At 36.9% G+C, this 20,120-nt stretch carries 21 protein-coding genes; 1 reads left to right on the forward strand and 20 read right to left on the reverse strand.

From position 1 onward, the window contains the following. The first annotated feature begins 8 nt into the window (after positions 1 to 8). The gene (gene fdh3B, locus CMCT_RS07625) at positions 9 to 581 is read left to right on the forward strand and encodes a formate dehydrogenase FDH3 subunit beta (protein ID WP_034968427.1); all 573 of its coding nucleotides are present in this window, start codon (positions 9 to 11) and stop codon (positions 579 to 581) included. 20 nt (positions 582 to 601) lie between these two features. Here the strand turns inward: fdh3B and CMCT_RS07630 are convergent, their stop codons facing one another. From CMCT_RS07630 to CMCT_RS07725, 20 genes are all read right to left on the reverse strand, one after another. Further along, the gene (locus CMCT_RS07630; RefSeq protein ID WP_034968424.1) at positions 602 to 1,843 is read right to left on the reverse strand and encodes a DUF2920 family protein; all 1,242 of its coding nucleotides are present in this window, start codon (positions 1,841 to 1,843) and stop codon (positions 602 to 604) included. Positions 1,844 to 1,851: 8 nt separating this feature from the next. After that, on the reverse strand, positions 1,852 to 2,415 hold the full coding sequence (locus CMCT_RS07635; RefSeq protein ID WP_034968422.1) for a hypothetical protein: 564 nt from the start codon (positions 2,413 to 2,415) through the stop codon (positions 1,852 to 1,854). Between the two features lie 8 nt (positions 2,416 to 2,423). Continuing rightward, positions 2,424 to 2,912, reverse strand: a complete 489-nt coding sequence (locus CMCT_RS07640; RefSeq protein WP_034968420.1) for a TlpA family protein disulfide reductase — start codon at positions 2,910 to 2,912, stop codon at positions 2,424 to 2,426. Between the two features lie 8 nt (positions 2,913 to 2,920). Beyond that, positions 2,921 to 3,586, reverse strand: coding sequence for an ABC transporter ATP-binding protein (locus CMCT_RS07645; RefSeq protein WP_034968418.1), 666 nt, complete (start codon positions 3,584 to 3,586; stop codon positions 2,921 to 2,923). Beyond that, positions 3,587 to 4,723, reverse strand: a complete 1,137-nt coding sequence (locus CMCT_RS07650; protein WP_034968416.1) for an ABC transporter permease — start codon at positions 4,721 to 4,723, stop codon at positions 3,587 to 3,589. Beyond that, positions 4,710 to 5,990 (reverse strand): ABC transporter permease, encoded by a 1,281-nt coding sequence (locus CMCT_RS07655; protein ID WP_034968414.1) that lies wholly within the window; start codon positions 5,988 to 5,990, stop codon positions 4,710 to 4,712. Before CMCT_RS07655 ends, CMCT_RS07650 begins: the two co-directional genes overlap by 14 nt. After that, on the reverse strand, positions 5,987 to 7,354 hold the full coding sequence (locus CMCT_RS07660; RefSeq protein ID WP_034968412.1) for a Fe-S-containing protein: 1,368 nt from the start codon (positions 7,352 to 7,354) through the stop codon (positions 5,987 to 5,989). The genes CMCT_RS07655 and CMCT_RS07660 overlap by 4 nt, the downstream gene beginning before the upstream one ends. A 48-nt stretch (positions 7,355 to 7,402) precedes the next feature. Beyond that, positions 7,403 to 7,924 carry an iron transporter gene (locus CMCT_RS07665; protein ID WP_034968410.1) on the reverse strand — a complete coding sequence of 174 codons (522 nt, stop codon included), beginning with the start codon at positions 7,922 to 7,924 and terminating at the stop codon, positions 7,403 to 7,405. 11 nt (positions 7,925 to 7,935) lie between these two features. After that, positions 7,936 to 9,861: an FTR1 family iron permease gene (locus tag CMCT_RS07670; RefSeq protein ID WP_034968408.1), complete on the reverse strand. Its 1,926-nt coding sequence runs from the start codon at positions 9,859 to 9,861 to the stop codon at positions 7,936 to 7,938. 95 nt (positions 9,862 to 9,956) lie between these two features. Then, positions 9,957 to 11,429 (reverse strand): Ppx/GppA phosphatase family protein, encoded by a 1,473-nt coding sequence (locus tag CMCT_RS07675; RefSeq protein WP_034968406.1) that lies wholly within the window; start codon positions 11,427 to 11,429, stop codon positions 9,957 to 9,959. After that, positions 11,429 to 12,661: a sensor histidine kinase gene (locus tag CMCT_RS07680; RefSeq protein WP_051654866.1), complete on the reverse strand. Its 1,233-nt coding sequence runs from the start codon at positions 12,659 to 12,661 to the stop codon at positions 11,429 to 11,431. The genes CMCT_RS07675 and CMCT_RS07680 overlap by 1 nt, the downstream gene beginning before the upstream one ends. 38 nt (positions 12,662 to 12,699) lie before the next feature. After that, complete coding sequence (gene hsrA / locus CMCT_RS07685; protein ID WP_034968403.1) at positions 12,700 to 13,371, reverse strand: homeostatic response regulator transcription factor HsrA; 672 nt, start codon at positions 13,369 to 13,371, stop codon at positions 12,700 to 12,702. A gap of 75 nt (positions 13,372 to 13,446) precedes the next feature. Then, positions 13,447 to 13,764, reverse strand: coding sequence for a dihydroneopterin aldolase (locus tag CMCT_RS07690; protein WP_034968401.1), 318 nt, complete (start codon positions 13,762 to 13,764; stop codon positions 13,447 to 13,449). Beyond that, positions 13,761 to 14,372, reverse strand: a complete 612-nt coding sequence (gene plsY / locus CMCT_RS07695; RefSeq protein ID WP_034968398.1) for a glycerol-3-phosphate 1-O-acyltransferase PlsY — start codon at positions 14,370 to 14,372, stop codon at positions 13,761 to 13,763. The genes CMCT_RS07690 and plsY overlap by 4 nt, the downstream gene beginning before the upstream one ends. Positions 14,373 to 14,426: 54 nt before the next feature. Then, a complete protein-coding gene (locus CMCT_RS07700; RefSeq protein WP_176325094.1) occupies positions 14,427 to 16,718 on the reverse strand; it encodes an ATP-binding protein in 2,292 nt (763 codons plus the stop codon). Positions 16,719 to 16,722: 4 nt separating this feature from the next. Beyond that, positions 16,723 to 17,730, reverse strand: a complete 1,008-nt coding sequence (locus CMCT_RS07705; RefSeq protein WP_051654865.1) for a hypothetical protein — start codon at positions 17,728 to 17,730, stop codon at positions 16,723 to 16,725. 102 nt (positions 17,731 to 17,832) lie between these two features. Beyond that, positions 17,833 to 18,432, reverse strand: coding sequence for a peroxiredoxin (locus CMCT_RS07710; RefSeq protein ID WP_034968394.1), 600 nt, complete (start codon positions 18,430 to 18,432; stop codon positions 17,833 to 17,835). A gap of 93 nt (positions 18,433 to 18,525) precedes the next feature. Next, positions 18,526 to 19,371, reverse strand: coding sequence for a hypothetical protein (locus tag CMCT_RS07715; protein ID WP_034968391.1), 846 nt, complete (start codon positions 19,369 to 19,371; stop codon positions 18,526 to 18,528). Continuing rightward, positions 19,368 to 19,691 carry a flagellar motor switch protein FliN gene (gene fliN, locus CMCT_RS07720; RefSeq protein WP_034968388.1) on the reverse strand — a complete coding sequence of 108 codons (324 nt, stop codon included), beginning with the start codon at positions 19,689 to 19,691 and terminating at the stop codon, positions 19,368 to 19,370. Before fliN ends, CMCT_RS07715 begins: the two co-directional genes overlap by 4 nt. Then, positions 19,688 to 20,107, reverse strand: coding sequence for a chemotaxis protein CheX (locus CMCT_RS07725; protein ID WP_034968385.1), 420 nt, complete (start codon positions 20,105 to 20,107; stop codon positions 19,688 to 19,690). The genes fliN and CMCT_RS07725 overlap by 4 nt, the downstream gene beginning before the upstream one ends. Positions 20,108 to 20,120: the final 13 nt, after the last annotated feature.

A 20,120-nucleotide genomic window follows, 5' to 3' on the forward strand; every position in this document is an offset into this window, starting at 1 on the left:
AGCAAGCAATGGCAAGAATGAAATTTTATGTAGATACTGATAGATGTATCAGCTGTTTTGGTTGTCAAGTTGCTTGTTCTTCGGCTCACGAAGTCCCTGTGGGAATTTATCGCCGTAAGGTCATTACTATAAATGACGGAGTTTTAGGCAAAGAGGTTAGTACAACTATTGCTTGTCAGCACTGCACAGACGCACCTTGTGAGCAAGTTTGTCCGGTGGATTGTTTTTATATCAGAGCCGATGGTATCGTGCTTCACGATAAAAATAAGTGCATAGGCTGTGGCTACTGCCTTTATGCTTGTCCATTTGGAGCACCGCAGTTCCCACGCGACGGTGCTTTTGGCATAAAAGGCGAGATGGATAAATGTACAATGTGTGCTGGGGGTCCTGAGGAGACGTTCTCGCACGAAGAGCTTGAGCTATATGGTCAAAACCGCATAGCAGAGGGCAAAGTGCCTATGTGTGCAGCGATATGCGCTACAAATGCTCTGCTTGTTGGAGACGCAACAGAGGTATCAAACGTATACCGAAAGCGTGTCGTAATAAGAGGAGTTGAAACAAAATCTGCCTACAAAGAGTAGACTTAGGTGGGGAAACCCACCTATTTTGCTAGAGAAATTTCTAACTTTATGCGATCATCTTCTTGGCTAAATTTAAAAACTTTATCATCACTGATATAACTTATGCTATTTTTGCTAGATATCTGCGTTTTATTAATTTTGCTTAGCAAATTTGGTAGCTCCTTTTGTATAAGAAGCTTGTATGACATACCCATACCGTGGCTTAGCGATTTTATAAATCTGCCGTCAATCTGACTCTCATCGCTTATCATATTAAGCGTAGCGTCAAAACCGAGTGAGTTTAAAATTTCATATAGTCTTGCCTTGTCATCAGCAGGTGCGATATTTGTATCTTTTGTGCAGTGATAGCTTATGTAAATTGGCTTTTTATACTCACTTTGCGTCTTTAAATGAGCCAAATTTAGTATATCTCGTATCTCTTCGTGTGCCGGGCTAAAGTAATTTGGTGAGTTTTTATCAAGCGTCCAGTGTGTTTTATCCGAGGCATAGACATTAATGTTTTTAAAAAAATTATCAGCCATATAGCACGAAAATTTTCTATAATCTATCTGCTTACCAAAACCTATAAGTCTCCAAAGATGTTTTGCATAAGAGCTGTTATCTATCACGCCATCAATCAGCCAAGGAGCCATTTTAGCAGTCATGTGCGCTAAATATCCGCCGTGCGAGCCTCCTACCATCACAACAGGTAGGTTTGAAAAGCCGTCTAGGTTTTTAACAAAAAGAAGTGCATTTAAAATATCAAGCGATTGCATAATGCCAAAATTTTGATACTCACCCTTTGTAGGCACAAGGCTAAGATGAACGCCCATTTTAAAGTCGCTATCAAGCTCGTTTTTTAGCTTCTTCTCTTCTATGTCATCATTTATAGCTTGAAGCAAAACAGCAATCGTATCAAGTGTGGTAAAATTTTCTAGCTTAATGGGGGGGGGTAAAACCATACCTGCAGTTTTTAAAGAATTTTGCAAAATAACCCAGTCAGTCTCATCTAAGGTATAACCGGCTCCAATATGCGGTCTGTTACCGATACAATGGTAATTCACACTCACAACTGCCACGCCATAATCTGCTGCCACACCTTGAGCTAAATGCTCTCTATACTGCTCATCAACATCTCCGCCAAGACCTGGCACTATAAATACAATCGCCTTTAAATCCTGACTATCATCATAACACAGTCTAAATTCTAGCTTTGAGTCGCGTTTTATGCCAAGCTCAACATCATCGCAAGATGAAATTTCATACGTTTGATTAACAAGCATAAAACCTCCTAAATTTTATAAAAAAATCCAACAACCTGTTTTGCTAAACGCTCATTAAAATATGGCAAAATATAGCTTGGCGAGTAAGTGTGTCCGCCACTTTTTAAGCTTATATTTGTGCTTTTTGTGTCGCCATTTTTTGTCTTAATTTGCACACTTGCACTCATCTGATAATAGTAGCTATTTGTGTAACTCTCATCATAATCCCTAAAGAGCGGAAAGCCAAAACCAATACTACTATACCTTCTGCCAAAGCCAAAATTCATAAACGCGTCATAGTCTCTAACCTCAACTCTTTGAAATCCAATCACATCGCCAAGTACGACAAAATCAGCATTTTTTATATCATCAGCTAACACAAAGCCATTTTTTACAAATTCATTTACAACGTATGTTGTTGTGTTGTTTTCAGATATACCAGCACTATTTTTAAACATTACAAAAACCCTATTTTCGCCACTTTTTGGAGTGACAAACATTGGCTCTGAAGTGCTTGCAGATATAGACGGAATGCCTCTAGCACACGCACTAAACGATATAGCTACAAAGATAGCTAGAAGAAAATTTTTCATTTTTTGCCTTATAAAGCGAGTTTTATCTCTTTTTCTAGCACACTTTTTGGAGTAAGACCTATGAATTTAGAACGCATTTTGCCATTTTTATCATATATATAAACGACAGGAACACCCATAACTCCGCCAACAGCCTTGCTAAAATAATCAACCGAAATTTTATCACTTATACTCTTAAATTTTACATTGTGCTCGTTTAAAAGTGCCATATCTTTATCAAAACCCTTGCTAGGACCAAGTATCGCGATAAAATTTATATCATTAGCATACTGGATATAAAGCTCGTTTAAGTCAGGAATTTGCTTTTTACAAACCCCACAATCAAAGCCAAAAAAGAATAGCAAAAACGGCTTGTTATCTATCTTTAACGACTTATCTTTTGGAGAGAATTGCGTATCTACGCCGTTTGGATCATTTAGTGTAATATGATGCTTGTCATATTCGCTCACACAAGCACTTAAAAAAAATGCGATAAAAAACAATAAAAATTTTCTCATAAAACCTACTATTTTGAAATTTGGCGGATGTTTTCTAATCTGCCGTGTCTTAAATAAACTATCTTATCGCCATATTCGCCAAGCTCTGGGTTGTGAGTGACTAAAAGTATAGTCTTACCCTCGCCTCTTAGTTTGCAAAACAGATCAAGTATGATCTTTTCATTTGCCTCATCTAGGTTGCCAGTTGGCTCATCTGCGATTAAAATTTCAGGGTCATTTATAAGCGATCTTGCAATACAAAGGCGTTGCTGTTCGCCACCGCTTAGCTGACTAGGCAAGTGATCAAGCCTGTGAGAAAGCCCCACAGCTTCTAGTGCTTTTTTTGCCTGCTCCTCATCTACAGCACTATGATAATACTGAGATATCATCACATTTTCAAGTGCATTTAGGTATGGGACTAGATGAAACTGCTGAAATATAAGCCCTATCTTTTCACGGCGAAATTTTAGCGTCTGCTCATCATCTAAACAACTAGCATCCTCCCCGCCCACTAGATACGATCCAGACGTTGGAGTATCCATAAGCGATAGGATATTTACAAGGGTGCTTTTGCCACTACCGCTTGGGCCCATAATACTAGCCCACTCGCCCCTTTTTACCTCAAAATTTATATCATTTAATGCTTTTACATCGCCAAAAAATTTACATATATTTTTTACCTCAATAGCATTCATCTACTCTCCTCTTAAAATTTCTGCCATTTTGCTATTTAACGCTCTTTTTATCGGATAAAACGCGGCAAGAGCTGCAAAAAATAGCGAAAGAGCAGTAGCCACTGGCACACTTAGCCATCTAAAATCAATACTAGAATCAAATATCGCATATCCTAAAATTTGAGCCAACACATATCCTAAAAAAGCACCCGTAACAGCCGACATAAACGCTATAATAAACGTTTCCGCGCCAAATAAATTTAGCACATTTTTTCTACTAGCCCCTATAGCTCTAAGCAAGGCAATCTCACGAGAGCGTGAAAGCAAAATAGCAGAAAGCGTCGTATTTACGCACATTGACGTGATTAAAAGTATGACTAACGAAACAAGAGCCATTAAAAGTTTTATTTTATCTAGGATAAGCCCTTCAGATTTTGAAACCTTTGCGACTGGTTTTGCCAAAATTTCATCCACGCTCATCTCTTTTGAAAGTTGGTTTATCTCATCAAATTTACCATCCACAACGGCTTCTGCGTAGTTTATCTTATTTGGCTGGGACGCGATTTTTTGTGCTAAAGCTAAAGAGACAATAAGAAGCCCATCCTCTTTATCGCCTGTTGCGACGACTCCTTTTATCCTAACCTTTTCGCCGTAATTTGAGCCAATAGCACGCAAATCTATCTCATCGCCGACCTTAAATCCAGCCTGTTTTGCTAAATCCACACCAATAAGTGCATTTTTATCATCAAAATCTAGATTTATCATAGCACCATCTCTTATGTCTAAAAACGGCTTAACTACCTTTAGTGTGCTAAATTTCACGCCCATTAAAATGGCATTTGTAGGGCCTATATTTGCCTGAGCAAACAAATACCCGCTAGCACCTCTTAGCTTTTCGTTTGGTATCTTAACTAGCAAATTTTCAAATTTATTCTCATCTATCGTGTCATCGTCTAAATTTTTTGGAGAAAATATCATATTTGCACCATAAGTTTTAAGCTCTTTTGAAACCTTTGAGTCTATATCAAGATAGACATTTATAAAAGCCCCACAAACACAAGAACCTAAAAGTATAGATATAGCAATGACCGCGACACGAGATGAGCCGTTTTTAATGCTTTTAAAAATCGTATTTATAAAAAATTTATTTGCGGTCATATAGCACCTCTGCTGGTAGTAATTTTATAAGACTTCTCATCGGAGCAAGTGAGCCTACAACCGAGATAAGCAGGGCAAAAGCAACCGATATAGGCATAACTATCCACGCAATACCAATGCCGTGTGCAAATATGGCGTAAGCTACTAAATAGCTTAGAGCATATCCTAAAAAAGTCCCGGCTATACCAGCGATAAATGCCACAACAAGGCTCTCGCTAGCAAACAGGGCGTAAATTTCAAAATTACTAGCACCAATCGCCTTTAATAACCCAATCTCTTTTTTTCTACGGTAAATTTCACTCGTCATCAAAGATGTAATGCCAATGGCTGATACGATAAGAGCGATGATACTTACGATTCCCATTAGACTTTGTATCTTTTTTACGATATTACTCTCTGCCTCGCTAACTTGCAAATTTGGCTTTGCACTAACTCCGGCAAAATCCTCTTCTATCTGAAACGCGATCGAGCTTACGTAAGCTGAACAGTACCACTTATCATACTCAAGACTATCTAAATCATCTAAATTTCTACGTGCCTTTAGAGACAGGTCATTTTCAGGTATAGTCATTGCAGAAACTTCAGCCTTTTGAAATTTGCCAGGCTTATCCGATAAAAGTTGTGCTAATTTTAGAGAGCTTATAATCTTACCACTATCTTCACTTGCACCTTTTAAAATTCCAACTATTTTCACGTCATAAGAGCCAAGTTTGACTTTGTCCCCAACTTTGAAATTTTCTCTTTTAGCTAACTCATCGCCAACTAAAATTTCATCAACACTGTCATCTTTGACCCACTCGCCCTGAATGCCCCAAAAGCCATAGAGTGTCTTTACGCCAGTGCTAAACTCGGGTTCGTCTTTAACGCCTATATTTTTATCAAAATATGTGCCTAAAATTTTATAACTCTTACCGCTACTAGCGTTTATATCAACTTGTAAAAATGGCGCAAATGCTACGATATTATTTCGCCAAAATATCTCTTTTATCTTGTGTAAATTCTCCTCTGGCAAGAAATTTTGCGACTTTAAAGGGGTGAAATTTCTACCTTCTATCTCAACGCTAAGACTCTCGCCACGAGGCAAAACAACGATATTTGAGTCATATCCTCTAAGTTCACTAGCCACCTCATCGCCTATTTTTAGCGTTATATTTAGCATACAAGCAATTAGAGTGGTAGCTAGACATATCGTTATAAATGCCATAGTTTTTTGTACTCTTGAGCCAGTTATGGAGCTTTTTATTATTCTAAGTTGCATATTTTTCATTTTAGAGTTCCGTTTGTATCAACATATTTTTGCGGATTTGCTTCAAATTCTGCCTGAGTTTGGTTGTTTTCAAAAAAATAAACGCGGTCGTAGTATAAATACGAGCTTGATGTTAGGTTGCTTACCTTTTTGCGACTTACAGGGTCTGTAACCATTTTTTCAACAACTTTTGAGAAAAAACCTGCACCACCTAGTATGGTGTCAAGCTCGACTTCAATAGTTTTGCCATCAAATTTATATGGCATTACGATAGGATTACAACCACCCTCTTTGCCAACAGAAGGCAAGAAAATACGCACGTTACAAGCTATACATATAAGGTCATTTCCGCGTTTTACATAGCCCATATCGCCACATATCATACAAGCGTCAAACACTATCACAGGCGAGGTTCTATCAGCAAAGCGGTTAAGCAAGAAAAACCTAACCTCCTTGCCCTCATCGGTAATATAAGCATATCTGTGAAGCTTGTTATCACTTAACATTTCTACATCAAATCTAAATTTCCCATCCTTTGGTTCTACCAAAATAGGCTCTGAAATTTGTGGTGGACGAGATGCGTAAAGATCATAATATAGCATAAAAACAAGGCTTATAAGGCTTAAGATAAAGGCTGATTTTGCGTTTGAGATGATGAAATTTAGCTTTGCTAAAACGAATCTATACGCTACAGAGCCAACCTCTAATTTGTTTGGCAACAAAGGTCTATTATTAAAGCTTAAAAAAGCCAAAACAGCGATGATAAATAGATAAAAATAAGCCGAAAAACTAGAAACATATATACCCTTTGCAACAAGCGAAAGTAGCCAGGATTGCGTAGGTATGCTTCCAAGTCTCATAAGCTGGAGTGTCGTGATTGACATCTTTTCAAAAATAAGCAAAAGCAAAACCAAGATATTTAAAAATTTCAAAATGACACTACTTATGCTATCTTTTAAATTTAAGATAAAAAAGTATAAAAATACCAGCAAAATCATCGCAAAAAGCATTAAAAAGAAGCTAATTACGCTTTGTGTATCTAAAAGCTCTCCTGCAAATAAAGGAAACAACGCACTAGCCGATGAATATGCAACTGCGTAACAGACACCAAGAGTAAAAAAGGTTAAAATTTTTGCTGGTTTAAACTCAAAAAATATCCAAATAAAAGCCACAAACAGAGCAAATAGACCCACGCAGTCAAAAAACACCTCAACAGAAGCGTCAACAAGTACGTATCTAGCGATTTTAAAAATTAAAATTCCAACCACAATACCAAAAAAAGATGGCAAAAAGATAGTTCTTAGATATTTTGTTTTGTCATTTAAAGCAGCAAAAAGGACAAAGCCTAAAAGAGCAGAGATAACTTGAGTAAAAAAAATAGACATAAAAAACCCTATAAGATGAGATTAGGCGGATAAATTCCGCCCGAAAAATTACTTAACAGGGCCACCTGTCCAAGCGAAGTTATAAGTAACACTAAATGGCTCAAACCACTTGCCAACTCCAGTTTCTTTATCTGCGTGGCGACCAAAGCCTTGTGACTCAGGGCTTTTAATGTCAAATTTCACTTCATAGTTACCTACGCCAGTATCCATTTTGATGTTTGCACCATAGTGTGGGCCGTCAGCCGCAACCATAGGCATAAACGCACCTTTTTTTACCTTGCCATTATCAAGGTTTTTAAGAGTGTAGTCTATCTTCAAATATGGTATCCACTCGCCCTCGCCAAATCCATTTTTGTTTCCATTAATAGCGTGGATATCAGCTTCTAGGTGGATATCAGCCTGGCTAGGAGCTAGATCAACACCTTTTGGCTCCATATCGATTGGTTGTAGATAAACAGCAGCAATTTCCATACCATTAATCTCAACAGGCTCACCAATTGGGTGCTCTCCGGCAAATGCAACACTACCAGCTAAAGCCAAAGCTACGGCTGAACTTAAAAATTTATTCATTTTTTTCTCCTTTAAATAGATTTTTTCTGTTTTGATTTTATAATTACTATGCCAACAATAAGTGCTAAAATCATTAAAATTTGTGGCACAAGACTTTCATAATATGGCTGAAGTCCTAGCCAATTTCCAGCCCACTGCGGGAATTTAAGCCCGTCAATCGTCGTAGGCACAAAAACCTTACCCTCAACAAGCTCCATAATACCCTTTCCGACAAAAACAATCGACATATAAAAAATAATTGTGGACGTAAAAATAAAAAATGGCTTGATAGGAATTTTAATAGCAAAAAACTTAAACACAAAATACACAACAAGTAACACAACAAGACCAACTGCAAAACCACCAGCTATCATACTATATCCAGCCACGTCTTTAGCGTCAAATATAAGTGCTTGATAGAATAAAACAGTCTCGGCACCCTCTCTAAACACAGCTAAAAATACCGTCCACCAAAGAGCAGTCGCAGAATTTGCACTTAGGGATTCATCAACCTGGCTTTTAATATACTCATTCCATTTCTTTGCACCTGCGTTTGAAAGAAGCCAAAAGCCGACATAAAACAAAAGTGCAACAGCCACAAGCATTGTAATGCCCTCCATAAGCTCACGCTTTTGTCCTGCTGCTTGACCAAAGATGATATTCATTATCCACGCCATCACAAAGCTTAAGATAACAGCCACGCCTACTGAGCTATAAACGATCTTGCCCATTTTTGAAACGTTGCCCGTTTTTACAAGATATGTAACTACAGCAGCGACTATTATTAAGGCTTCAAATCCTTCACGCAAAATAATCGTAAGCGACCATATAAATAGCGACCACGGCGAACTAGAGCCACTTGTAAGCTTTAATGCCTCATCAAGCTGAGCTGATAGCTTATCCATAGCTGTTTTTATCTCATCTTCACTCTTGCCTGATTTCATTAAGGCAACGATGGAGCTAAAGCTTCCTTCGATATTTGTCTTTAAATTTACATCTATGGCACCAACTTTATTTTCCATACCACTAGCTTCAAATTCATCAAAATAAATATCCTGAGCGTCGCCCATAGCTTTATCTACATTTTTATTTTTATACTCGCTTAAAACCGCTAGCATTTTATCATTGATATTTTTTACCACCGGAGCAAAATCAGCACTGCTTTGCTCGACATCAGTTGGTAGCTCAACATTAGCTATGGCATCAGAGCCAGCAGGCAGAGCAGATATGGCGTCAAAAATGAGCTTTTCTATGCTGTCTAGCTTTGCTGCAAAATCATCTTTACTAATGCCGTTATTAACGCCACTTATCGCCTCTCCCATCTTTCTTTGTATCTCAGCGTCTATGCTTTGTCCGTCTTTTATTTGTTTGCGGATAGCCTCTTCTAGCTTTGTGTTTCGGTAGTTTTGAAATTTAGCTTGGGAATTTATAGTAGTTTTTGCTATATCTTTTTTGTCATCATTATAGCTTTGTATCGCATCATCAAAATTTTGTCTAATGCTCTCAAATACAAATTTCCACTTCGGCGGGAAATTTGACGGATCAAGCTGTGCTACATTTTGTGTAGCTTGAGAATACTCGCCAACTAGCTTATGCCCGCCTATGATTTTTGGTAAAATTTCTTCAATCTCTGCATTTAGCCTGTCTATTCTAGCTTGGACGGCTTCTATGCTCTCACCAGCTTTTATCGCCTTTCTAATATCGCCAAACTGCTTCTCCATAGCGTAGGATTTTTTAGCAGATATATTTATCCTAATGCCACTCTCTATATACTCAAAATGCCCAAAATACGCGTTTTGTGTTTCAGCAACAGCCTTTTGGACATTACCAGCTTTATACTCGTTTATAACGACAACAAACGCGTCTTTGATATTTTGCGCAACCTTTAAATAGTCTTGCTCTGCAAATAAAATCACAGGCATGAGAAGTATGATAAAAAATTTTAAAATTTTACACATATTAAATCCAGTCTAAAATTGAAATTACGAAAGTTTATCAGACAAAAGCTTTATACAAAATAAAAACTATTATCAAAAAAAATGCGTTTATGAATTTATATAAAGCTAATAGCAAATGTGTCTGGTTTAGATAGCTTTTTTATCTCTTCTTTTGCCATATTTAGCTGTTTAGCACCGCTAATATAAAGTGTATGATTTTTTAGCTCAAATGCGAGTTTTGCCTCGGCTTTGCTTACATTTAGTAATCTAGCAAGTGCCAAAATAAAGCTGAGCCACCTTATGATATCTTGTTTTGGTAGTAAATTTTTATATTTTTCATACTCATAGGCTACTTTTTTGCCATTTGTGGCAATTATGTTTGCGATTAGGGTTTTTTGCTCATGCGTAAAGCCGAAATTTAGTCCATTAAGCACCATAAATGCCGAACTTATATGATCAGAATAAAAACCGATATCAACGCCAATATTATAAATTCTAGACGCGTCTAAAAGCTCGGACTTATATTTGCCATCTAATTTGTGAAGCGGTAAAAGTGTTTCATATATATCCTTTGCATAGCGTGTGACACTTTTGTTACTGCTTAGACAAAATCTATCTTGCAGACTTTTTAGGCTGATATTTAGCCCTTTTGGCAAACTCGCTATGCTGTTTGCTAGGCTATTTTTTGAGCTTTTGCGTAAAAAATCACTCAAGAAAACACCCTCTCTAACCCCAACGCCACTTGTGTGTATGCTCTTAGCACCAATTTGCTTTGCAATGGCTAAAAATATACTAGCACCCTCTCTTATCGTATCAAACCTATCTTTCTTTATGGCAAAATTTTCAAGCTCGTCTATCGTCGAGTTAGCAATGCTTTCGATGAAATTTTTATTTGCTTCAAGCTGGTAGCAAAAGCCGTGTATGGTGTTTATCGGATAGCTATTTTTTGACATTATCGCACTTGAGATCGCTCTTAGGCTACCACCGATAGCTATTAAATTTTCAGATTTGAAATTTTTAGGGATATTTGCAACTATCTGCTCGATAAATTTTGCCGATTTTGATTGCTCTTTATCGCCAAAAAGCTCCTTTAATCTAACCGTGCCAATATCAAGCGAAACGGCATCTTCTATCGCTCCATCTTTTATAAGAGCTAGTTCGGTTGAGCCACCACCTATGTCGATAGTTACGGCGTTTTTGATTGGTGTTAGTAATGTCTTTGCGGCAATTGCACCATAAGTGGCTTCATCTGTGCCGTTTATAACCTTGATATTTATACCAAGCTCTTTAAAAACTTTTGCGATAAGCTCTTTGGAATTTGGTGCGTCACGAAGTGCACTAGTGCCAACACAGAAAATTTTGTTACACTTATAACTTTTTGCGATACTTTTGAACTCATAAAATGCGTTAAATGCCTTTTGCATTGAGCTTTCAGATATAATACTGCCGTTTGAGTAACCACCCTCGCCTAGCCTAACCTTCATCTTGTATTCGCCAAGTATAAAAAACGCCCAACGCGAAGTGCGTTCAAATATAGCCATACGCATAGAATTTGAACCAAGGTCAATTACTGCAGTTCGTTTTGCCATTAGTTATTCCTTTTTCGTGCTGGTAGGATAAATGTTGCGATTGCACCCTTTGTATCGGCTCTATTTTTAATGCTCACATCGCCGCCAAGAGCCTGTGCCGCACCCTTTGCTAAAAACAGCCCAAGTCCACTACCACCCTTATCGCCATATCGCTTAAAAGGAGCAAATAAATCCTTGCTCTCATCGATACCGTCGCCCTCATCTAAAACTTCAATGATGAAATTCTTATCATCTAGTCTTGATGTGATTTTAATAACCCCTTGTGGTGGAGAAAATTTTATAGCATTTTGGACAAAATTTTGAAGAACGTGAGTAAGCAGAGTCGGCTGAAGTTTTAGGTTAAAAATTTCAGGCTTTAACTCAAGTTCTATCGTTTTACTCTCTTGATGAGCTAAAATTTTAAAATTCTCTCCAAGTTTTTTTAAAAACCCTATCATATCGATATCCACAGGCTCTTCAAACTGAGCACCCTCTTGTCTGCCAATCTCTAAAATAGAGCCTATCATCTTATTCATACCATTGATAGCTTCGTTGTTTGATTTTAACGCCTCTACGTATTTTTCTGGCTCCCTTGGTTTTAAAAGGGTAACCTCATTTTTAGTTTTCATAACAGCCAAAGGTGTTTTAAGCTCGTGTGCCGTGCCTATAAATAGCTCCTTTTGATACTCAACAAAAGTATGAATACGACCAATTAGCTTGTTTATGGTGTTACCCAAACCCTGAAATTCCGTAGGAAGCTTTTTGGTATCTATCTCTTGCAAGAAGTGTTCGTTTAATTTGCCAAGCTTTAACGACAAATTTTTAATTGGCACAAGAAGCATTCTTGAAAGAAATAGAGCGTAAAATATCACCAAGGCAATGGCTGTTGCATTTACGATTAGCATATCTATTAAAATTTGATCGATTATATCGCTTTGGGTTTTTGTATTTTTTACCAACTTTAGGTGCGTTGTCATATCTAATGGATAATAAAGCTCAACAAAGCTTTCATTTTTGCCGTCAATAAACACATAATATGGCTTTTGATTTGGCAAACTAGAGCTTATAACTTCGGCTGTAGTTTGTAGTTTGTTTGGTATTTGGATTATAAATTTCTGTGAGTTTTGCGGATTAAACTTATGTGGTTGCTCGGCGTAAATTTTAGCTTCATTTCCAAGCCCCTGCACGACCACTTCAAATATGGTAATCCTTATGTAATAATAAAGCATTACCGAAATAATAGCAACTAACATCGCTGAAGTGGACGCTAGTTGCAGGACAAATCTAGTTCTTAAGCTTTTTTGGGAAAGCAAAATCTATATCCACGTCTTCTAACTGTTTCAATAGTAGAGATATTTAATGGCTTGTCCATTTTTTGGCGAATTTGATTTATGGCTACTTCTATAACATTTGGAGTAACAAGCTCTGGCTCCTCCCAAATCGCGTCAAGCAACTGCTCTTTACTTACAATTTGATCTGAGTGACGAGCTAGATGAGTTAAAACCTCAAACGGCTTACCTTTTAGCTCTATCTCTTTGCCAAGATATGTAATTTTTTCTTCATCTGGATTAATAATAAGGTCATCTATCTTAATGATATTTGTGCCACCAAAGCGTAGACGTGCCTCTAAACGAGCAACCAAAACATCAAAATCAAATGGCTTTCTGATATAGTCATCAGCACCGGCTCTAAGTGCCTTAATCTCGCTATCTTTATCGTCTTTTGCAGATACCACAACAACAGATGTTCTAGGAGATTTATGCTTTATAACGTTTATCAAATCAACGCCGTCGCCATCAGGCAACATCCAATCAGTTAGAACTAAATCATAATTTCTAATGCCTATGTAATACTCAGCATCTTTAAAATTTTCAGAGCTGTCAGTTTGGTAACCAAACTCTTGTAAGCCCTCTGCAATAGTTTTATTTAACGTTACTTCGTCTTCAACTATCAGAATTCTCATTTTCTATCCTTGTGTAAAATTTAAGCGAGATTATAGCAAAAATTAAGCAAATTCTCAAGATAATTTAATAAATTTTTAAAAAATCCTCTCTATTTTCGCACCAACAAGAGCATTTTTTATAATCTCAGTTTTTAAAATTTCAAAATTTAGTGTGCACAAATTTGCAAATTTTTGCTTTAAAGCCTTTGAAGTTTCTTCAACAGACTCCTCAACGCTTAAAAATTTCTGCTCGTTGTAAAAATTTTCAATAAAATCTATAACCTGCACATAATCAATAAAGCCATTACTCGTAAAACTCGCATTTACACGAACCTTTTGTGGTGTCGTGCGTTCAAAATCAAGCATACCTATAATAGTGCTAAACTCATAATCCTTAATAAGCGTAGTTGTCATATTACCTTTTTTTCTTCTCCGCTAAACAGTCGCTTGATGTTTGGAATATGCTTGTAAAACACGATATATGCGATTATTAAGATTGGTGCGTGTGAGTGTATATTGGCTTGTGGGCTTACGATAAAACTAGAGATTACAAGTGCTAGGAGTGCCAAAAGCGAGGCTAATGAGCTTATTTTAAGCACTTTTGCAACCACAAACCAAACAACAAGTGCGATAAGAAGCTCAATAGGAAGAAAAAATCCAAGAACTCCAGCACCAGTTGCCACGCCTTTGCCACCCTCAAATTTTAAAAACGGCGAAAAGCAGTGTCCTACCACCGAAAGCACCGCCATAGCCCAAAGGGTGTGTTCACTAAGCCCCATTGTCTTACCGATAACAAGTGGCAAAAGTCCCTTTAAAACGTCAAAAACGATGGTTAAGACGGCTATTTTTTTAGCAAGTTTTGGATCTTTTTCTTTTAATACTCGCAAGACATTTGTAGCACCAATACTTTTGCTACCAGACTCCGTAATATTAACACCTGCAAAAATTTTACCAAATATCAAACCAAACGGAATACCACCTAAAACATAAGCAACCAAATAAGCTATTAAATTTTCGTTCATTTTCTACCTTTAAAAACGCAGATGATAGTTAAAATTTGCTGATGATTTTATAAATTATCTCCATAAAAGCACTATTTTTTCATCATAAATATCGCTTTTTTTAGGAGCTAAAGATATGACATTTAGCTTTAAATTTTCAATATCATAGGCAGACTTTAGCGTTGATACTTCTTGATTAAAGTCCTCTAAAAGCAAGTCAATCCTAGCATTTAGCTCATCTACACTCTGTTCGCTAAGCTTTACGTCATCTCTATCTTTTAGAACTTTGTTTGCACTTTTAACACCAGTTGCTATCTTGCCAACACTAGTCTTGCTAATGCCCCTTGAGCCACCCAAAAACGCACCAAGCAAACTAGCTCCGATACTAATGACAGCGTCAAGTCCACTTGCCTTCATCTCCCTTTGCTCTTTTTCTAGTTTTACAGCAGCTTTGTTCAGCTTATCCTCTAGCTTAAGCTTCTCGGCTTCAAATTTCTTGGTTAACTCAGCAGTTTTAGCCTCTAAAATTTCATTGCACCTGTCTGATAGTCTTATATAAAATTGCTCTTTGCTCTCATTTGGATCTGAGTTTAAGCCCATTGCCTCAAATAGCTCAAGTCTTTCACTTCTAAATACAAAATCTTTAAAGTCGCGTTCAAAAGTGCTAAAATTCTTAGCACTTTGTATAAAGCTTGGTAAAATTTCATAGCTAACACCATCACGCTGAGTGCCTATGCTAACGTGTGCATTTTGACTGGCTTGTTCCCACTCAATGCCATTTTGAGCCTCGTCAAGAGCGTAAATATAGCTAACATTTTTAACGACATCAACGCCTTTTTTAGCGTCATAGTATCTTACCTTTGCACTCGCAAACAAAGATGGTTTAAGCGTATTTGACTCGCTTATGGCAAAAATTTGCTCTATTTGGTTTGAGAGTATTGGCTTTACGCTGGTTTTGTTTGTCACTTTATCGTGAATGGTGTTTGAGTTGGCTTTTCTTTCGCTCATTAAATTTGAAATTTGCTCACGAGAGAGCGGTCCTTTTAGATAGCTTAACGCCCAGCGTGTGCTTATGACATTTAAGCCATCTTCGTTTATATTTTTTACCAAAAAATGGCGTTTGGCTAAATTTGATATGATATTTTCTATGTCTGATTTTTCCGCACCAGAGCCTGAAATTCCAGTTAATCCGTCTATGACACGGGCTTTATCCTGAGCCGTTTGAAGCCTTCCTATAAACCAAGTGCCTATGTTGCTAAGTCCCTTATAATCAAGATCGACAGGGTTTTGGGTGCTAAGGATACAGCCTAAACCAAACGCACGAGCCTGTTTAAGAAGCGTGAGCATAGGTGTTTTTGACGGCGGATTTGCATTTGGCGGGAAAAAGCCAAAAATTTCATCCATATAAAGAATCGCACGAAGTGAGCTAGTTCCCTCTGTTGTCCTCATCCAAGCTATTATCTCATTTAATAAAAGCGTAACAAAAAACATCCTCTCGGCGTCATTTAAATGAGAGATCGTAAAAATATTGCACTTTGCTTTGCCATTTTCATCAAAGAGCATTTTTGAAATTTCAAGCCTATCGCCCTCACTCCAGCCCTTAAAGCTAGGACTTGCAAGAAGTGCATTTATCTTCATAGCAAGTTTCATACGCTCACTACTTGGATAAAATGTTTCAACGTCAAAAACGCCTATTTTTGCAAACGGAGGATTAGCTATAAAGCCTATGAGTTCTTCGATACTAACGTCCCTACCCTCTTTAAATTTTGTATCAAATATCGCACAAATAAGCAGCTGCTCTTTTGAGCTCATATCCTCATCACTAATGCCAATAAGCGACAAAACCGAGGCCGAAAGCGAGTTTATATAAGCCACAAAGCTCTCATCATCAGTGATTTTTGGACAAGCAAAATCGCTTAAAAGTGCCACTCCGACACCAGCTTGGCTCTTTGGAGTATAGATAGTAAAATTTGCACTATTTTTGAAATTTCTTACTCTTTCTAAGCTTTGAAAGCTATTTTCAATGCCCTTTTTCCAGCTTTCACTCTCGCTTTGTGCCATTTGCTCACGGCTTAAGCCCTTATTTTGAGCTTCATTTTCATCGATAAATGGCAAAAACTCATCGGGGCTTAAATCGCTAAAAGCCAAAGCAAGGTTTGTCATATCGCCCTTTGGGTCGATTATAATACTTGGAATATTATCTATACACGCCTCTTCAAGCAAAGTAATGCCAAGTCCGGTCTTTCCACTACCAGTCATACCGATGATAGCTGCGTGGGTAGTTAGATCCTTGTTTTTGTAAAAAAACGGCTCGCTATCCTTAAGTCCAACGTAAAATAGTTTTAAATTTTCCTGTATTGTTTTCATTATTTTACCTGTATAAATTTACTTGTTTTCTTAACTCTTCAAGGGTTTCATCAACCCGCCTATCTATGAAATTTTCAAATACTTTTGTATCGTTGTTTGGCGTTAGTTGCATACAATATCGCATAAAGCCGTTATAGTTTATCTGTGCGACTAGCTCTAGCTCTAAATTTATATTTGTCGGTTCAGATGAGTCTAAAAATATATCAAAATTTGCGTTTAAAATTTCCTTCTCATCAAATTTCAAATCCTGTGAACCAAGCACACTTAAGCCACCTTTTGATATATCATAGATGTTGCCATTTAAACTAAGCTCTTTTCCAGTAAGTTTGACCCTTGTAAAGCTTGAGGGATGAACGCGTGGAGAGGTTCTAAGACTAGCACTCATCTTATCAATGTATGTAAAATTTCCAAGCCTTACGCACTCATCAGCGATATTAATCTCTAAAATTTCAGCTTTAATGTGCTTAGCAAGATGACTATTTTTTACAATGTAGGCGTTTTTTTCTTGTTTCATTGCTAAAATTTGCATTATATCAACGCTAAAAACAACGCTACTATCGTCAATCTCAACGATATGCCCTTGATAAGAGATATTTACGCCATCATACAAATTTAAAAAAACTATGTCCGTGCCGTCATCTTGCATACGCTTAAAGCTATTTATCGGATGCTCATATACCAGACTCTCTTCTGGCTCTTGCTTTTCTAAACTGCTAACAAACGTACGGACATTGCCTACTAATCCTAATAAATCATCTTTATCATTATAGCTTAAAATCAAATTTAAAAGGGTAAAATTTAAAACAGCACTAAAGGTCTGCTCATCTAGGCTAGAAATTTTAGTTTTTGTGCTCTCTAAATTGGCACTATTTGTCACGATATGGTTAAAAATCTCATCAAAAATTTCAACCAAATAGTCTTTATTTGTAATCTTTGGATTTTGTGTGCAGAATTTTAAAACATTGGCTAAAAACAGCTGTTTTAAATCGTAAATTTTCTCGTCCAGACCCATAATAAGCTCCGAATTTTTTTAAGATTATAACACAGATTTGCTTTTAAATATATAAGGAAATTTGAAGATAAGGGCGATTATCTCGCCCTTTGGATTTGTTTATTATAGTTTGCTTTCGTTTTTAGAAAGATAGTCAGCAACGCCTTCTGTGTTTGGCTTCATACCAGCGTCGCCTTTATGCCAACCAGCAGGGCAAACTTCGCCGTGCTCATTTGTAAACAGCATTGTATCTACCATTCTTATCATCTCATCGATGTTTCTGCCAAGTGGTAGGTCGTTTATAACTGCGTGGCGAACGGTTCCGTCTTTATCAAGTAAGAATGATCCACGAAGTGCTACACCAGCCTCCTCGATAAGAACATCAAAGCCACGAGCGATAGATTTTGTCATATCTGCTACGATTGGGAAGCGAACTTTACCGATACCACCTTTATTTACCGGTGTCTCTTTCCACGCAAAGTGTGAGAACTGATTATCGCAAGACACTGCTATAACCTCAATACCACGAGCCTTAAACTCATCATATCTTTTATCAAACGCTATAATTTCGCTTGGACAAACAAATGTAAAGTCCATAGGATAAAAGAACACCACTGCACCCTTTTCGCCTATATTTTTATAAAGGTTAAAATCATTTACGATTTGATTGTTTCCTAAAACTGCTGCAGCTGTAAAGTCAGGTGCTTTTTTTGTTACTAACATAATTTTCTCCTTGTAATAAAATTTATCAATTGCGAAATTATATCTATTTAAACTAAATCTTGCCTTAATATGAAAAAATTTTGTTAAATCTCACTACTGTTCAATATCAAGCTTATCTTTGTAACTATTTAAATTGTTCTGTCTATCTTGCAAAAACGCACCTAGCTTCTTTTTATTCTCCTCAAAAAAGGCTCTAAAATCGCTCTCATTTTGGATATTTTCCTCACCAAAACGATCCAAAAGGACGTTTGAACTGCCTAAAATCACAAGATATTTTCTATTTTCATAACTTAATAAAACAAGCCTATTTGTCTGATCAAGTGGTCTTTCAAATATGATATTTACATCTGCATTTTGATTAGGAAAGAGCCAATTTGCCGACTTTTGCTGGATTTTGTTTGCTTTAATATTTGGGCTTTGTTTAGCTATCATAAATTTTTTAAGCAAAAACAAAAATACAAGCAACGCCAAAAGGACACCAAGCACCATAAAATACTTAGTATCAACGATTGGCTCACTCTGTTCTGGTGCCGTTTGCAAACTCACACTTGCTTGTGGTAAATTTTGAAGTTGCTGTGGTGTATTTTTAGGGGTCACTCGTATCCTAAGCCCAAAACCATCGGTTGTTTTTGAAGCATTTACGACAATAGGTTCTTTTGATTTTAAATTTAGTGATAGAGAATTTTGCCTTGGTTCAATCGAAAATTCATCAAAAATTTTAGAATTCACGTTTTTTGAAATTTTCTCTTCGTAGCTTAGGGAATTTAATATAAGCGAGGTCGTGTCTTTTTCTCTTTTTTGAAAAATATTGCCCTCATAAGGAGCGTCAAAACTAAGCATTATATCGACTCTATCGACTCTCTCGTATACATTATAAGTTAGTAAATTTGCACCAAAAATTGGCAATAAAAATGTAAAAAATAGTATTAAAATTCTCATAAAAGCTCTTTTTTGAAGTATTGAATTACCGATTTTGAGTCCAAAATTTCATTGATACGAATCGCTAGGTTTTTCTCATAAACCATAACTTCGCCCTTGCCAAAAATTCTGTTATTTATGTATAGCTCAACGCTCTCGCCGGCTGGTTTTTCAAGGTCGATAACCGAACCCTGCTCAAATTTCATAAGCTCTTTTATGCTAACGGTTGTCGTGCCAAGCTCAGCGATAAAATCAACGCTAATATCCATAAGCTCGTCATAACTTTTAAACAGGCCAAGCGGAGAGAGCGTCTCTAATACTACGTCCTCTTCTTCACTCATGCTTTTTTAAATCCTATTTGAAATGTTCTGTTTTTCATCTTATAGATTAGTTTTTCATCAAGTTTGACGTTAAAATTTGCCACTTCGCCTAAAAATTCAGGTGTGCCAAGTTTGTAGTTACTGCCGTCAGTTTCGCTTAAAATAATCTTTGCCTTGCCAACAATCTGATTTGCAATCTCTTTGCAAAGATCGTCTAAATCGGCGTCTTGCAAATCTTTTGAGCCAAAAAATGCCCTTGCAAAGTGTTTTAGTGTATCTTTTTTAAAAAATAGATAAAAATGAAACTCCGCGCCGTCTTTATAAAGTGGTATGCTTGAGCCATAAAAGCCCTTACCTAGCGTGTTTGCGTCTTCTACTTCAAAGCCTAGCGTTTTTGTGCAAAGAAATTTTACCGCACTATCTACAACAGATTTCATACTCTCCCCTTTG

Origin of the sequence: Campylobacter mucosalis, assembly GCF_013372205.1 — a bacterium.
Lineage (GTDB): Bacteria > Campylobacterota > Campylobacteria > Campylobacterales > Campylobacteraceae > Campylobacter_A > Campylobacter_A mucosalis.